This window comes from Pseudarthrobacter xylosi (assembly GCF_055412765.1).
The window spans coordinates 132,637-147,853 of record NZ_JBVAYT010000002.1; the positions used below are offsets into that span (position 1 = coordinate 132,637).

Here is a 15,217-nt window from a genome sequence, read left to right on the forward strand (position 1 = left end):
GCGCAGCATTGAGTGACACGGCACAGGGTGGTGCACTGCAGCGCGGTCGCGGCCCCACAGCGCGCCACGTGGTCCTTGACGAGCTGTCCCAGGGCACGGTGGAACGCTTGGATGCCCCCAGCGCGGCCTTCGTGAACGCCAGTGGGCTGGCCAAGGCCTCCCCGATGGGCATGGGCTTGTATCGGATCGAGCCCGCGGGCAAGGTGGGGTCGGTCCGTACGGCCAGCCTGCAGCTGGATGTGCGCCCAAAAGACCGGCTGGGCCTGAGCCGGCTGCTCTTCCTCCTCAGCTACGCCGGCAACCAGGGCTTCCGAGCCGATTCCGTGGCCGCAACCGAGGACCGCGAACTCTGGAGCGCTCTGGCCGAATCCTTGGCGCAAATGGCAGAGCGTGCCCTGGGACGAGGCGTGTTGCAGGGCTACCTGACCGTTGATGAGTCCCTCCGCACGGTCAAGGGCCGCATCCGGATTTCCGACCAGATTTCCCGCCGTCCCGGCATGCTGGTGCCGTTGGAGGTGTCATATGACGAGTTCACCGAGGATATCGCCGAAAACCGGATACTTCGGGCCGCGCTGGAACGGATGGGCAAGGTGCCGCGGGTCCGCCCCGAACTATTGAGCCGCCTGCGGCAGCTGAAGGGAAAGCTCGACGCCGTCACCCGCCTTCCGGCCGGCGCGCCCCTGCCGCCGTGGACGCCGAGCCGGATGAACGTCCGCTACCAGCCAGTGCTGCGCCTCTCTGAGCTGATCCTGAAGAATGCCTCCGCCGAGGCCGGCGAGGGGAAGCAGCAGACGGCGTCGTTTGTGGTGGACATGGCCCAAGTGTTCGAGGATTTTGTGGGCATGGCGCTCCGGGAGGCCATGGCGGCGTATCCGGGGGAGATGCGGCTGCAGTACAACGCGCTCCTCAGCGAAGCTGTCCATGATGCCGACCGGCTCTCCGTTCGCCCGGACGCTGTGCATCTGCTGGGCGGCAGGCCGGTGGTGGTCTACAACGCAAAGTACAAGGCCGCCGCCGACCTCGGCGCATCCCTGACCGCCGACCACTACCAGATGCTCGCCCACTGCACCGCCCTGGGCGTGCCCACCGCCTGGCTGGTCTATGCGGGGGCGGGCGAGATGAAGCTGCGGCGGATCCTCAACACTGACATCGACATTGTGGAGTTTCCGCTGGATCTGTCGGTGCCGCCGTCGGACATTCTGGCAGCGGTGGCGGACCTGGCACGGCAGTCCTGGGGTGAAGTGGTCCGTGCCGCCCGCGCGGGAACCTAGACCGGCATCCGGAACGTGAACGTGGTGCCCTGGCCCAGTTTGCTTTCCACTTGGATGGTTCCGCCGTGGGCCTCCACGATGGCCTTGCTGATGGGCAGGCCAAGGCCCACGCCGGGAATGGCTGTCCGGCGGACGTTACTGGTCCGGAAAAACTTGGCGAACACCTGGGCCTGGTCGTTGGGGCTCATGCCCATGCCGGTATCGCTGACACGGCACGCGAGGTTGCCGCCGTCGTGCTCCAAGGACACCACCACGTTGCCGCCGTCGGGCGAGTATTTGATCGCGTTGGAGACCAGGTTGTCCAGCACCTGGGAGATGCGGGGGCCGTCCACATGGGCCTCCAGCTTGGCTGGGGTTTCGGCTTTCAACGCCACACGGGAGGCATCAGCCCGGGGCATCGCGGCGGACACGCTGGCGCGCACCAGTTCCGCGACGTCGACGGCGTGCGGGGTCACGATCAGTTGCCCGTTCCTGGTGGCAAGGAGATCGGACACCAAGGTGAGAAGCCGTTCTGAATTGCGCTTGATGATCTTCAGTGGCTCCAGTTGGTCGTTGCCGGGGTCGTCCTCCAGGAGAAGTTCCACGTAGCCCAGGATGGAGGTCAGGGGAGTCCTGAACTCGTGGGAGACACTGGCGACGAAATCATCCTTGGCGGCCAGGGCGTCCACCAGGTCGGTCACATCGCTGAACACGATCACCGAGCCGGCGAAAGACCCGTCGGGGTCCTTCATGGCCCGGGCGCTGGTGGTGAAGGCCCGCTGTTCCTTGCCTGCGCCCAGCCAGACCAAGTAGTCGGTGAAGGTCTCGCCCAGGACAGCCCTCCGCACGGGTCGGTCCGCCACCGGGACGGGGGTGGTGCGGTCTGCGCCGACGACCAGCAGCTGGGATTCGTTCGGATCGTCGATGTCCTTTGGGCGTGCCAGCTCGTGGTTGGCGCGTTGTTTCCGGTTCATGAGAATGTCGTGGCCGCCTGCGTCGACGGCGAGGACGCCCAGGTGCACGGTTTCCAGAACGGAGTTGAGCAGGGCTTCCTGGCGCCTGGTGCTGAGCAGGCTGGCTTGGAGCTGCTCGTCCTTCTCCTCCAGGCTCCGCTGCTGCCGCGTCATGCTCAGGGTCAGGACGCTGACAGACACGCCGATTCCCAGCATCATGACCGGGACGAGCAGTGATTTAGCCAAGCTGGGCCCCGATACATCCCCGCGAATCAACAGCGGAACCCAGATGATGGCCAAGGGTCCGAAGAACGACAACCACAGGGAAGCCCGGGGGTAGTAGCCGGAGGCGCACAGCCAGATGACGGGGAACACCGCCAACAGGCTGATGCCGGTCAGGCCTTCCTGCCCGCCCTCCCTGCCCAGGGCGATGGAGACGAAGTCTAGGAGCGGGATGATCAGGAAGCTGGTGTAGGGCAGGCGGTCCCAGGGCACCAGGTAGCACAGGGCCATGATGGCCGCCTGGGAAGCCAGGAAGGCCACGAAAAGCGGGTTGTTCAAGGTCCCCGGAAAAAATGCCCACATCAGCAGTGCCGTCAGGAGGGTGGTGACGAACAGTGGCGTCTGGCTGAGGCCCACCCTGTCCGTCAGCCGGTACTCGTGGAAGGGTCGCCGGAAAAACCTGAGGCGACCGGTGGCCCACTTTTCGGGTTTACTCATGAACGTCAGCCTGAAGTGGGAGGATAGGGGAATACATACCAGCAGGATATCGGCAGCGGGCTATACTTCTCACGTTGTCAAGCTGGTTGAGGGGACTGGTATGAGTGAAGCACGAGTTGGCCTGGTCATCGAAGATGACCAGGATATCCGGGAATTGGTACGCGCGGTCCTGACGCAAGCGGGATTTGACGTCACCGTGGCGGGCAGCGGCTCCGAAGGGGTCAAGGCTGCCAGAATCTTGAATCCAGACGTCATAACGCTTGATTTGGGACTGCCGGATATCGACGGATTCGAGGTCTCCCGCCAGATCCGCGAGTTCTCGGATGCCTACATCGTGATGCTCACGGCAAGGGCTGAAGAACTGGACACTTTGATCGGCCTCGAGTCCGGGGCTGACGACTACCTCACCAAGCCCTTTCGCCCACGGGAACTCCGCGCGCGGATCGCGGCGATGATGCGCCGCCCCCGAGCGCTTCCGGACGCGGGGGAGAACGCTGCTCCCGTATCTGACCGCCCGGCCGACGTCGGCACCGGCAGCGGAAACGGTCATTACAGCCACAATGGATTGGATCTGAGTTACGCCTCACGGTCTGTCGCTGTGGACGGCCAGGAGCTCAACCTGACGCGGACGGAGTTCGAACTCCTCTTTGCACTGCTGGAGGCGGGCCGGACTGTCCGGACCAAATCGGATTTGGTGCGTCGGCTCCGGGACGAGGATTACGACGTCGGAAGTTACATCAGCGAAGCGGATGAACGTTCGGTGGAGGTGCACATGGGCAACCTCCGGAAGAAGCTCGGTGATTCACCGCAGCAACCGCGCTGGCTGCAGACGGTCCGCGGCGTGGGTTACCGGTTGGCGCCTGAGGAACGCTGAGCCTGCAGGCGGTGCAGGGTCTGGCGGCAGCACTGGTTGATCGGCCGGAGATAGTTGACGGCCAGTTGCGGCAGTGCAACGGACGGTTCCGCACGCGGTGACTCATCCCGGATGGAACGTTCAAGGTCCATGGCCAGCCCCGCCAGCCGTTCGGCGCCCACCATCTGGCTCGATGTCTTGAGGCTCAGGATCGCATCTACCGCCCCGTCCAGGTCTCCGGTGGTCAGGGCGAGCCGCAGCTTGCCGATCCGCAAAGGCAGGCAGTCGATGAAGTTTCCCACAAAGACGCTGCAATAGCCCTCGTCTTCGTCGAGTTCGACGCGTAGCCGGTCAAGAACGGAGGGATCGACCAGTGGGCGCCCTGCGTCGTCGGATGGAGCCATTTCCTTCCCTTCCGCTCTCGTCTGCCGCCCGTGTAGGGGGCGGTGACTTGGGTTTGTGTCCACTTTCAGAGTAAATCTTTTCCCTGGAGATACGGCCGTTCGGGACAAGGACTGCGGGATTCCTGAGGAGACTGCGGGTTTTTCATAGGAGTTCATCTTTGCTGGCGCCGATCAATTCGGGAGGCGGCAAATGCTCAAGATTGACTCAACTTCCGGCTGGCGTTGGCTACCTGCCGTGAGTTTGCGTGCTGTGGGTATGCCGGGTGCCTGCTTGCCGGGCGCCGGTTTGCCGCGCGCCGAGGAAATCTACGAGTTGGGCTTCGAGGGCGGAGCCGTCCTTCAGTTCGCATTCCCACACGGTGAGCACCTCCCAGCCGGCGGCCATCAACTTTTGGCGCTGGTCGGCGTCGCGGGTTTTCGTGCGGGAGCGCTTGGCCTCCCAGAAGGCGGCGTTCGCTTTGGGCGCATGCTGGCCTACCCGGCAGTCGTGGAAGTGCCAGAAGCAGCCGTTGATGAAGATGACCTTTCGCCTGCCCGCGAATACAAGGTCCGGGCGGCCGGGCAGCCGGCTATGGCCGGCACTGCCGTGCAAGCGGTAGCGGTAACCCTTGGCATGGAGGAGGCGGCGCACCAGCAGTTCCGGCTTGGTGTTCTTGCCCCGGATGCGGGACATGTTCCAGCTGCGCTGCTCGGGAGTGAGCCTGTCCGCCATGGTTCCAGTCCAGGAGCTCCTAGATTTCGCGCTCCGGCTGGTCGCCCAGCTCGAAATGGCGGCCGCTGACGGACGTGGGCACGATCTCCACGTAGAAATCCTTCAGTGTTGGCACCCAGGATTTCAGGCCCAGCTCTTCGACGGCGGCGAGCTCGGCTGAGTTGACCAGAACGCGCGCCGTACCGCGGAGGACTACCGACCAGGCCTCGTCCGAGAGGATCCCGTCCGTTTCCAGCAACACCCTGGAGTTGATGGTGAGCTGTGCCAGCTTGTTGCCCGGAGCGGTGCGGAGGTAAATTTTCCGGTCCGAGGACAGGTAGTTGACGGGAAAAATATCCGGTTCGCCGGCAACGGAGACCACCAGCCGGCCGTGTTTCGTTGATTCCAGGAGTTGCCAGGACTGCTCGTCGTCGAGCTCCAGAACGGGGTTGCCATCTGCGTGGGTAAACATCATGCAGCCTATTCTTCTACGTCCGGTAGAAGAATTCTAGGTATTCGGCGCGGAAATTCTGGGCGCGAGGGGCTGGGAGGGCGATTGTCCGTGTGACTTTTTATTGGTCCTTGGCGGTGGTACAACCGAAGGCGGGTGGCTGTGGATAACTTTTATCGCTCAAATGTGTCCTGGGCTACCCTTAAGGTCATTGTTCGGAGCGAAACGTCTTGAAACTATCGGGGGATTAGCTGCCCATGACATCGCACATTACTTCCACGTCCAGGCGTTCGCGCATGCACTTTGTTGCTGCTGTTGCCGCGTCCGCTTTGCTCTTGACCGGATGCAACTCGGGTGGCGATCCCAACAGTGGTGGTACATCGTCTGCGCCTCCGACTGCGAGCTCGACGGCCAGCCCCAGCCCAACCCCGACGGCGACTGCTGCTTATGTGCCCGCTTCGGCTAGCGGCCGGGCTCAGAATGTACCGGTGCCGGTACTTCCCGAGGTCGCGAAGACGGAGACGAAAGAGGGGGCTATCGCGTTTGCCCGCTACTGGTTCGAGGTACTTAGCTATTCCTATGAGACGGGAGAGCTTTCGCTTCATGAAAGCCTGACACCTCAAACATGCGCGCCATGCCAAAAGTCCGCGGAGGCGATAAGGGCTTGGCATTCCGAAGGCAGGTGGATGGTCGGAGGGCAGATCAGCACGCCCGCGGTAGATACGACGTTCTCACGGGATGAAGCTGGGAAATACAAAGTCTCCGTCCAAGTGCATCAGACTCCACTGTCATATGTCCGCGCAGATGGGACAGTCGCGCATACCGACCCACAGGCTGCAGACCAAGGCAACTTGCTGATCATTTCGTACAGCTCCGATTCGTGGCGGCTGGACGAAGTCGGAAGCATCGTTGGATAACAGTGCCTACCCGTCGACCGCTCGGACATCACGGAATGGTACTTGTCGCGGGGCTGCTAGTAACCCTCTTTGTATCACCAGCTCATGGTGCCGGTAATGACGATCCAGAATTTAACGGCGCTTGGACACCGGACTCAGCCGGAGTCGGCGGTTATGTGTGGGACGCCGAGGCCAACGACTTTGTTCAGCAAGCACCCGGGACCCCGATTTTGGATCCCAACAACTACAAGTACGAACTGCAGTGCCACCTTGGCGGGGGTGACTTCGACTCGGCTTGCATACAAAATCAGATTGAATGTACAACCGGGCCGAACGGCGAAGTCGGGATCCCGGTCATCTGGTATTCCATGCCGAGAGGAGTTCCTGGAGCTGTCTGGGCAATCCACTCCGGACCCACCTGCCTCTACGACGCCAGACCCGAGGACCTCCTGCCGCGAATAGCCGCTCAAATTCAACGGCAGTTTGAGAGCCTCCCGATCAACGCGGGAGCCGTCGTCGCTCAGCCCAGCCCGCATACACTCCGCGGTGCTGAGACCAACTTCTACGCCGACGCGTCAGAGCAACAGTTTGACGTGACGATGTTCGGGCAAAAGGTGCATGTTGTGGCAACGCCGGTTCAGTACACCTGGAACTACGGCGACGGAACCGTCTTCGGCCCACAGCCTTCCATGGGCGGGCCGCTGCCACAGGACCGCTGGGGTGAAAAGACACGGACGAGCCACGTCTATGCGGACACGGGCGACTTTCAGGTCGTCCTCACTACGTCCTTTCAAGGCACCTATTCCGTGAACAGCGGACCGCCACTGCCCATACCGGGACAAGGCCAGTTCAGCGCACCGCCGCAGACCATTAGCGTCTGGCGCTCCATCACACGGAACTACGCGGACGACTGCAACCAGAACCCGCAGGGTCAAGGTTGCCCCGGCGTCGCGCCGCCTCGCTAGAAAGCATCGGACGGCGCGTATATGACGGCAGGCAACGCCTGAAATCCAGACCAGGCCACCCCAACCGAGAGTGATCCGTGCCTCCATCGGAATACTTGCACGCGCCGCGCAGTTGGGCACAGCAGTATCAATTCATCTCGAAAGGAACTGCGCATGCTGTTTTCCCCCTTAACTCTTGGCGAGCTTGAACTGCCCAACCGCCTGGTCATGGCGCCCCTGACCCGCCTCCGCTCGGGCGAGGACGGTGTTCCGGGTCCCCTGGTCGTGGAGCACTACCGGCAGCGCGCATCCCTGGGACTCATCGTCAGCGAAGGCACATACCCGAGCCCCGCAGGACGCTCCTACCCGGGTCAGCCCGGTCTTGTTACCACGGAACAGATTGCTGCCTGGAAGAAGGTCACGGACGCAGTACACGCTGAAGGCGGCCGGATATTCGCCCAGATCATGCACGGCGGACGGGTATCCCATGCGGACATCACCGGCGGGCACACCATCGTGGGTCCGAGTGCCGTGGCCATCGAGGGTGAGGTCCGCACGCCGTCCGGCAAGCAGCCATACCCCGTCCCGCACGCACTGACCACCGACGAGTTGCCCGTTGTGATGCAGGAAATCGTCACCGGCTCGGTCAACGCCATTGAAGCGGGATTCGACGGCGTGGAGCTGCACTCGGCCAACGGCTACCTTCTCCACGAATTCCTGGCCCCGAACTCCAATGTCCGGGACGACAGCTACGGCGGTTCGCCGGAAAAGCGAGCCCGCTTTGTAATTGAAACGGTCAACGCCGTGGTGGCCGCTGTGGGTGCGAACCGCGTGGGTATCCGCATCTCGCCCGAGCATAGCGTCCAGGGCATCGCCGAAACGGATGCGGCCGATGTCCGCGCCACGTATGAAGTGCTGGTGGACAGTATTGCGCCGCTCAACCTCGCTTATGCCAGCATCCTGCACCACGAGCCGACCAGTGAGCTCGTCCAGGATCTCCGGGCGCGCTTCAACGGCACATTCCTGGTGAACTCTGGCTTCGGCACCATCACCACCCGTGAGGAAGCAACCGCGCTGGTGGCCGACGGTCATGCGGACGCCGTGGTGGTGGGGCGCCCCGCTATTGCCAACCCGGACCTCGCGCGTCGCTGGAAGGAAAGCCTTCCCCTGAACGAACCGGACGCGTCCACGTTCTACGGAGAGGGCTCCGTGGGCTACACGGATTACCCCGCGTACTCGGCCTAGCGGTCAATTCTCGCCCTGACCAGAGACAACGACGACGGCGGCACCCGGCTTGGGTGCCGCCGTCGTTGGCTGCTCGGTGTGCTGTCCCGGCAGCCGGCGCCAATTAGCCATCCGACGGCTGTTTTGGCTCGTTTTCAACGTTGGCCCGCCCAGATTCACAAGTGCTGAGCGGTAACTCTAGAATACTCCAGCGAATGGATTATTGCTAGGAAAAACTACAGGTATGCCTCCCGGCCCGTCCCTTCGCGCATCACCAGCTTGTCGTCCTGTATGGAGACGAGCAGGCTTTTGGGCTTTCCGCTGACTTTGGCAATGGCTTTCAGGCCCCGGTTGGTGACTTCCACACCCACCTGCGCCCCTTTCGCGGGCAGTTCCACGGACGCTTCGTAGGCTTCTCCCAGCAGCGGGTTGGTGGACACCCCCATATCGCGGCGGACCTCCTTGCCGTTGACCATAACGGTGATGTTGGCCTCGTCGAATCCTTCCTGAAAGACGATGAGCAGTTCCCGCATGGTGGCCTCTTCCTCGAAGTGAATGCCTGTGACGGCATATCAACTACAGCACTTCGTGGCCCGGAGCGGAATACCCCGGCAGGCCGCCCGGCTGGCGTCGCTGGAGACCATCAGGCCCGTAGGGCAAAATGTTTAGGTGACCCAACTGCCGCACGTCCCGTCCGCCCCAAAGTCTGCCTCAACTCCGGACAGCGCCATCCATGTCCAGATCGCCGCCGAGCTTGGCGTGAAGACCTGGCAGGTCAAGGCTGCAGTGGACCTGCTCGACGGCGGGTCCACCGTTCCGTTCATCGCCCGGTACCGCAAGGAAGCCACTGGGACGCTGGATGATACGCAGCTGCGCGAGCTCGACGAACGCCTGCGCTACCTCCGCGAACTCGAGGACCGCCGTCGTGCTGTCCTCGAAGCGATTGCCGCGCAGGGGCAGCTGACGCCCGAACTGCAGGCAGCGATCCTTGCCGCGGACACCAAGTCCCGGTTGGAGGACATCTATCTTCCGTTCAAGTCCAAGCGCCGCACCAAGGCCCAGATTGCCCGCGAAGCCGGTTTGGAGCCGCTCGCCGATGCCCTGCTGAAGCGGCCCGACCTGGATCCCGAACGTGAGGCTGCCAGGTACCTGAACGCCGAACACTCTATTGATGACGCGGCCGCCGCGCTCGCCGGCGCCCGTTCCATCCTGGTCGAGCGGGTTGCGCAGGATCCGGACCTCGCAGCGACCCTGCGCGAGCGGCTGTGGACGCAGGGGCGGATGGTGTCGCGGGTCAAGAAGGGCAAGGAGTCCGAGGGGCAGAAATTCGCCGACTACTTTGAGTTCGCCCAGGCGCCCACTGGGATGCCTTCTCACCGTGTGCTTGCGCTGCTGCGCGGTGAGAAGGATGGCGTCCTGGAGTTGGATCTCGCCGAGGCGGATCCGAACGACGACGACGCCCTGGCCGCCGCGCGTTCCCGCTATGAATCCGCCGTGGCCAGGTGCCTTGGGGTCGCCGACCGCGGCCGGCCTGCCGACGCGTGGCTGATCCAGACCGCGCAGCTTGCCTGGCGCTCGCGTGTGCTGGCACGGCTGACTGCAGACCTCCGCGGGCGTTTGTTCACTGCCGCCGAAGACGAAGCCGTCCGCGTGTTCGCCGCGAACCTGCGCGACGTACTCCTGGCCGCACCCGCCGGAAACCGTGCCACGCTTGGGCTGGACCCGGGACTGCGGACCGGCGTGAAAGTGGCCGTCGTAGACGGAACAGGCAAGGTGGTGGCCACCGACACCGTGTACCCGCACGCGCCGGCCCGGAAGTGGGACGAGGCCCTCGCCACCCTGGTGCGTCTTGCCCAGAAGCACAAGGTAGAGCTGGTGGCCATCGGCAACGGCACGGCGTCCCGGGAAACGGACAAGCTTGCTGCGGAACTGATCAAGTTACTGCCGGCCGCGGAGGCGAAACCGCAGAAACTGGTGGTTTCCGAGGCCGGGGCGTCGGTGTACTCCGCCTCGGCGCTGGCCTCGGCGGAGCTGCCGGGCATGGATGTTTCCCTGCGCGGAGCTGTCTCCATCGCGCGGCGGCTCCAGGACCCGCTGGCAGAACTGGTGAAGATTGATCCCAAGTCCATTGGCGTGGGGCAGTACCAGCACGACGTCACTGCAGCGAAGCTGGACCGCAGCCTGGACGCGGTAGTCGAGGACTGCGTGAACGCCGTGGGCGTTGACGTTAACACGGCGTCGCCCGCGCTACTGAGCCGGGTGGCCGGCGTCGGGCCGTTGCTGAGCGAGAACATTGTGGCGTACCGGAACGAACATGGGCCATTTGCCAAGCGCAGCGAACTGAAGAAGGTACCCCGCCTGGGTGCGAAGGCGTTTGAACAGTGCGCTGGCTTCCTGCGGATCACCGGGGGAGCAGAACCTTTGGACGCATCGAGCGTGCACCCCGAGGCGTATCCGATTGCCCGGAAAATCCTGGTGGCCGCGGGCTCTGCGCCGGCATCATCCCTGGATGCCCGCGCTTTTGTTGACGGAACCTTCGGCCTGCCCACGGTCCAGGACATCCTGGCCGAACTGGACAAGCCGGGCCGGGATCCACGGCCTGCCTTTGCCGCGGCGACGTTCTCGGAGGGGATCGAGAAGATCTCCGACCTCAGGCCCGGCATGGTGCTGGAGGGGACCGTCACCAATGTGGCCGCGTTCGGTGCGTTCGTGGACGTTGGAGTGCACCAGGACGGCTTGGTTCACGTGTCGGCGCTGGCCAACCGCTTTGTCTCCGATCCCCGCGCGGTAGTGAAGTCCGGGCAGGTTGTCCGGGTGAAAGTACTGGAAGCCGATCCGGAGCGGAAACGGATTTCGCTCACGCTAAGGCTCGACGACGAGCCGTCGCCCTCGGGTGGGCGGGCTGCTGGGGGACGCCCTGCCGGGGGCCGTCCGGAAGCGGGCCATCCGGGAAATCCGCAGCGTGACGCCGGCGGGCGCAACCCGCGTGGGCGGGACTCGGGTGGGCAGCGCGGATCCGGGGCACCAGGCCCAGGGAACAAGAACGTATCGTCGTCGAAGCCTGATCCGAAGCCTGATCCGAAGTCTGATCCGAAGCCCGATCCGAAGTCTTCCGGCAGTCGGCCGCCGGCGCCGAACCCCGCGCCCGCAAACACCGCCATGGCCGAGGCGCTCCGTAGGGCTGGCCTCGGCAAATAGCCCCGTGCAGATTGGCCCCACACGAAATAACCGGCTCAGTCAGACGACAATGCTGGCCGAGGGAGGTCATCGTCAGACAGCGACTCGCGCCTCGCGAGGTCACAGTGTTCGGACAGGACCCGATCCGGGTATCGCTGGGTCGGGATGTTTGGCCATTTGCTCGGCCATTGCCTGTAAGCCATCTGGCCAGTGGGGTGGTTCCCAGTCGGGGTGTTCGCTGGTGTAGTGGCGTCCGGTGGGTGATGTCCAGCCGGGTGGTTCGTTCTTTGTCGCTGCTTTGGGTGTCCAGCCGGTGGTGTGTCTGAGTCTGTGGTGTTTGTGGCAGGGCTGGCCGAGGTTGCTGATTCCGGTGGTGCCGCCGTGGGCCCAGGCGAGGAGGTGGTCTGCTTCGTTGTCCAGGGAATGGTTGCTGCAGCCCGGAAACGGGCATTTCCCGTCCCGCAGCCGGAGCCATTGGCGCTGGGCTTTGGTGAGCCGGTAGCTGCTCCGCCCGATCTCCAGCGGAGCCCCATCACGCGGGTCGATCAGGACGCGGTGGAACGACTCGGCACCGCCGGCGACGAGCTGGCGGGCCATGGAGGGCGGGATCGGCCCGTATCCGTCGAGCATGGCTGGTTCATCGGTCAGGCCCAGCAGCGCGAACACCGGCACGGTCACCAGGACCTGCGCCCGCAGCGACGGAACACCGTCGGCGACTGCCAGTCCCGTTTCGCCGATGCCGCCCGTTTCGCCCCTACCGCCTGTCACCCCGTCCAGGCCCGTTATGCCATCGGTTCCGGCACCGGCGCTGCTGTTGGTGAGGAGCCAGGTGGCAACGGTGTCGGCGCGGAGCTGGGTGAGGTTCCGGTCCTCGCCCGGTCCTTGGAGGGATCTCGCGGCGGTGGTGGTGCGGTTCCAGATCCCCGCCGCCTGGTCGGCGGGGAGGTAGGCGGAGAGCCAGGCCATCCCGTCGCGGTCCGGGGCGTACTCCACCCGCCGATCCTGGACACCGCGTGCATGGCGTTTTTCGATGCTGACCGGGTGGTGGCGTTCCCGCCAGGTCCTGGCTTTGTGCCGGAACCGGCCGGGGATGAGCCCACCCGCCGGGCCACGTGCCGGATTCACGACCTCGGGGTCCAGGAAATGCGCCTCCAGCGCCTGCGCCCCGGCGGCGTTCAGGTTCATGGTTTCGTCGACCATGATCCTCGCGTGCTGCCAGGAAATGGTTCCGGCCTGCAGTGCGGACAGCGTCAGCGGCAGAGCCGTGGTCAGGGAGTGGGCTTCGCCGAGCAGGGCGCCCGCGGAGCGTTCACTCACGGTCAGGGCGCAGGCGACCTCGGCGACCACGGCCATCTCCTGGCCGGCATGGTCCTGCGGCGACTCAGCAGGGCCCGCCAGGGCCTCGGCAGCGGCGCTGTAACCGGCAGCCAGCCAGACCTTCAGGGCGGCACTTTTCGCCTCCAACCGTGAGATCTCAGCCAGCCCGTCCAGGAAATCATCCGCCGCCCGCCGCAGCGGATCAGCACCCGAACCATTGCAGTCTGACCCGCCACGGAGCCGTGCAGCAAGCTCAGCGAAGGACGCCGAAAGGGCCTCCGCCGTCGCCACAGCTGCTCTGCTATCCATACTCAAATCATCCCGTGAGGGTATGACATTAACGGCGAGGCTGAACGGCTATGTGGATAACTCCGCTGACATCATTTGTGAAGTGCCTGCGGGCCGCAAGCGACCGTGAGGCAGGGGCCTCAAGTGTCCGTTCGCGCCAAGTGCGGGGCCTCAAGTGTCCGTTCGCGCTGCGCGAGCCGGGGGTCAGGGGTGGCGGACTCCGGTGCGCGCCAGGACCGCCCGGTAACCTTCCCGGAACGTTGGGTAGGTGAACTCGAGCCCGGTCGCGCGGAGCAGCGCATTGCTGCAGCGTTTGTTGCCACCGCGGGCCTCGCGGGCCTCGCCTGCCGGACTGCCTGCTGGACCGACTGGCGGTTGCGGATAGCCCATTTCGGCGGCCAGGAAACGCAGCACGTCCCCAAGTTCAGCGGGAGAGTTGTCCACTCCTACATATACCGGCGCAGGCATAGCTTCCATAGTGGCCAATTGAACGATCGCCGCAGCCGCATCGTCCCGGTGGATCCGGTTGGTGAAGCGCGGCTCGTCGGGAACCACAGCAGCACCGCTGCGGACCTGATCAATCAAACGGGTCCGGCCCGGGCCGTAGATCCCGCCCAGCCGCAGCACAACGGGCGAGGTACCGGTGCCGCGCAACCGAGAAACCAGGAGTTCCTCCGCCTCGAGGAGGATGCGTCCCGAGAAACCGCCAGGTGCCGCCGTCGTACTCTCATCAACCCAGCCGCCGCCGGCGTCCCCGTAAACAGCGGTGGAGGACACAAAAAGTACCCGGCGGGGCGTCACGCCGTCGCGCTCCAGGGCGTCCAGGACGTGCGTCAGCCCGTCCACATAGGCGGCCCGGTAGGCGGTTTCGGAGGGCGAATTGGCGGCAACTGCCACAACGACGGCGGTGGTGTCCGCCGGGACAGTTGGCAGGTCCGTAGAGCTCAGGTCCGCCGCCACGCCTTCGATCGCAGACGGCAGTTTCCCGGGTGAACGGCGCCAACCCACCACTCGGTGTCCGGCCGCGGCGAAGCGCAGGCCAGCTTCAGTGCCCAGATCGCCGCAGCCGGCCAGGAGGATGGTCACGGACTCAGGGAGTGGGAACCGGGAAGAACACCCGGGGGTCCTGCAGGAGTGCGGGGTAGTCGAAGGCGGACCGGTCGATCACTTCGGTGACGCTGAAGGTGCGGCCGAACCGGCCGTCGTCGAGCGTGATGGGACGGCCCAGCACCTGCCCCACGGCGAACTTGGTGCCGTCCTCTAATGAAACCGCAACGGCGGTCTTGCCGGGGAGGGTGGCGAATGCTTCCTCCTGCGCCTGGCGCTTGCGGGTGGGCTTCTTCACGAGCTGCTTGGGCGGCAGCTTGCGCGGCTGCTTGGACGGGCGGCGGGAGCCGTCGTCGACGTACACGGGGGAGTAGCCATCCTCAGGAGCAGTGGGTGCAACAGCGCCGGCACGGCGGATCGGAGGCAGTGCCACGGTATCCAGCGTCTGCGGATCGATTTCCGTGTGCGGGTCGCGGAGGATCCACAGGATGTCACCCTCGGGTTCTGCCGGGTAGAACTCGTGCTTGGGCTCAGGCCAAATGAAGTCCAGGTCCAAATCGGCGTCAGCGAACACCGTCTTGTAGAACTTCGGTTCCTTGCGGAGCAGCTTCGCGCGGTGGCTCAAGTGGAAATCAGGATTTCCGAGCCACTCCGGCAGCGGGATCTTGGCCGCGTAGTCCGGGTGTGCAGCCTGGGGCGCGAACTCGGTGATGTTGGCGCGCGTGTTGTCTTCATGGCCGCGGGAGGTCCACTCGTCCACCATCGCCAGGCCGTACATGGTGAGCGCCGGAACGTGGCCCATCCACATGCGGACGGCGGGGTGGTCCAGCCAGCCGTACTCGGGAATCACCAGAGCCCGGAGGGTCTGCAGCGCCTCGACACGCTGCTTGCCAAGCCTGGCGGTGTCCAGTGCTGCGGCACTCTGCCGGAAATCGGGATACGGAAGGAAGGTTTGCATCCCTTCAGTCTGACGGCATGCGGCGGATGTGCCAATTGCAGTGC

The 15,217-nt window shown here is 64.6% G+C and carries 14 protein-coding genes; 6 read left to right on the forward strand and 8 right to left on the reverse strand.

All coding sequences use genetic code 11. From position 1 onward, the window contains the following. Window positions 1–8 precede the first annotated feature (8 nt). Complete coding sequence (locus ACZY1F_RS04660) at window positions 9–1,271, forward strand: 5-methylcytosine restriction system specificity protein McrC (protein ID WP_463940518.1); 1,263 nt, start codon at window positions 9–11, stop codon at window positions 1,269–1,271. On the opposite strand, the gene ACZY1F_RS04665 is transcribed toward ACZY1F_RS04660, so the two are convergent. Then, on the reverse strand, window positions 1,268–2,923 hold the full coding sequence (locus ACZY1F_RS04665; protein WP_463940519.1) for an ATP-binding protein: 1,656 nt from the start codon (window positions 2,921–2,923) through the stop codon (window positions 1,268–1,270). The genes ACZY1F_RS04660 and ACZY1F_RS04665 overlap by 4 nt on opposite strands. A 100-nt stretch (window positions 2,924–3,023) precedes the next feature. Here ACZY1F_RS04665 and ACZY1F_RS04670 point away from each other — a divergent pair, with 100 nt between their 5' ends. Beyond that, window positions 3,024–3,797, forward strand: coding sequence for a response regulator transcription factor (locus ACZY1F_RS04670; protein ID WP_463916526.1), 774 nt, complete (start codon window positions 3,024–3,026; stop codon window positions 3,795–3,797). On the opposite strand, the gene ACZY1F_RS04675 is transcribed toward ACZY1F_RS04670, so the two are convergent. From ACZY1F_RS04675 to ACZY1F_RS04685, 3 genes are all read right to left on the reverse strand, one after another. After that, on the reverse strand, window positions 3,770–4,180 hold the full coding sequence (locus tag ACZY1F_RS04675) for an Hpt domain-containing protein (protein WP_463940520.1): 411 nt from the start codon (window positions 4,178–4,180) through the stop codon (window positions 3,770–3,772). The genes ACZY1F_RS04670 and ACZY1F_RS04675 overlap by 28 nt on opposite strands. Window positions 4,181–4,406: 226 nt before the next feature. After that, a complete protein-coding gene (locus ACZY1F_RS04680) occupies window positions 4,407–4,892 on the reverse strand; it encodes a very short patch repair endonuclease (RefSeq protein ID WP_463940521.1) in 486 nt (161 codons plus the stop codon). A 19-nt stretch (window positions 4,893–4,911) separates the two neighbouring features. Next, window positions 4,912–5,346 carry a pyridoxamine 5'-phosphate oxidase family protein gene (locus tag ACZY1F_RS04685; protein WP_463940522.1) on the reverse strand — a complete coding sequence of 145 codons (435 nt, stop codon included), beginning with the start codon at window positions 5,344–5,346 and terminating at the stop codon, window positions 4,912–4,914. Between the two features lie 272 nt (window positions 5,347–5,618). Here ACZY1F_RS04685 and ACZY1F_RS04690 point away from each other — a divergent pair, with 272 nt between their 5' ends. From ACZY1F_RS04690 to ACZY1F_RS04700, 3 genes are all read left to right on the forward strand, one after another. Then, window positions 5,619–6,239: a DUF6318 family protein gene (locus tag ACZY1F_RS04690; protein WP_463940523.1), complete on the forward strand. Its 621-nt coding sequence runs from the start codon at window positions 5,619–5,621 to the stop codon at window positions 6,237–6,239. Window positions 6,240–6,274: 35 nt separating this feature from the next. Further along, window positions 6,275–7,183, forward strand: coding sequence for a PKD domain-containing protein (locus tag ACZY1F_RS04695; RefSeq protein WP_463940524.1), 909 nt, complete (start codon window positions 6,275–6,277; stop codon window positions 7,181–7,183). Window positions 7,184–7,336: 153 nt separating this feature from the next. Then, window positions 7,337–8,407 (forward strand): alkene reductase, encoded by a 1,071-nt coding sequence (locus ACZY1F_RS04700; RefSeq protein WP_463940525.1) that lies wholly within the window; start codon window positions 7,337–7,339, stop codon window positions 8,405–8,407. Window positions 8,408–8,622: 215 nt separating this feature from the next. Here ACZY1F_RS04700 and ACZY1F_RS04705 read toward each other — a convergent pair whose 3' ends face one another. Continuing rightward, on the reverse strand, window positions 8,623–8,919 hold the full coding sequence (locus tag ACZY1F_RS04705) for a hypothetical protein (RefSeq protein ID WP_463940526.1): 297 nt from the start codon (window positions 8,917–8,919) through the stop codon (window positions 8,623–8,625). Between the two features lie 136 nt (window positions 8,920–9,055). Here ACZY1F_RS04705 and ACZY1F_RS04710 point away from each other — a divergent pair, with 136 nt between their 5' ends. Next, window positions 9,056–11,584 (forward strand): Tex family protein, encoded by a 2,529-nt coding sequence (locus tag ACZY1F_RS04710; protein WP_463940527.1) that lies wholly within the window; start codon window positions 9,056–9,058, stop codon window positions 11,582–11,584. Window positions 11,585–11,683: 99 nt separating this feature from the next. Here ACZY1F_RS04710 and ACZY1F_RS04715 read toward each other — a convergent pair whose 3' ends face one another. The 3 genes from ACZY1F_RS04715 to ACZY1F_RS04725 all read right to left on the reverse strand — a co-directional run bounded on the left by ACZY1F_RS04715 (window position 11,684) and on the right by ACZY1F_RS04725 (window position 15,173). Next, window positions 11,684–13,189, reverse strand: a complete 1,506-nt coding sequence (locus tag ACZY1F_RS04715) for an HNH endonuclease signature motif containing protein (RefSeq protein WP_463940528.1) — start codon at window positions 13,187–13,189, stop codon at window positions 11,684–11,686. Window positions 13,190–13,372: 183 nt separating this feature from the next. Then, entirely contained in the window at window positions 13,373–14,254 is an 882-nt protein-coding gene (locus ACZY1F_RS04720) for an SDR family oxidoreductase (protein ID WP_463940529.1), read from the reverse strand. 4 nt (window positions 14,255–14,258) lie between these two features. Further along, a complete protein-coding gene (locus tag ACZY1F_RS04725) occupies window positions 14,259–15,173 on the reverse strand; it encodes an MSMEG_6728 family protein (protein WP_463940530.1) in 915 nt (304 codons plus the stop codon). Window positions 15,174–15,217: the final 44 nt, after the last annotated feature.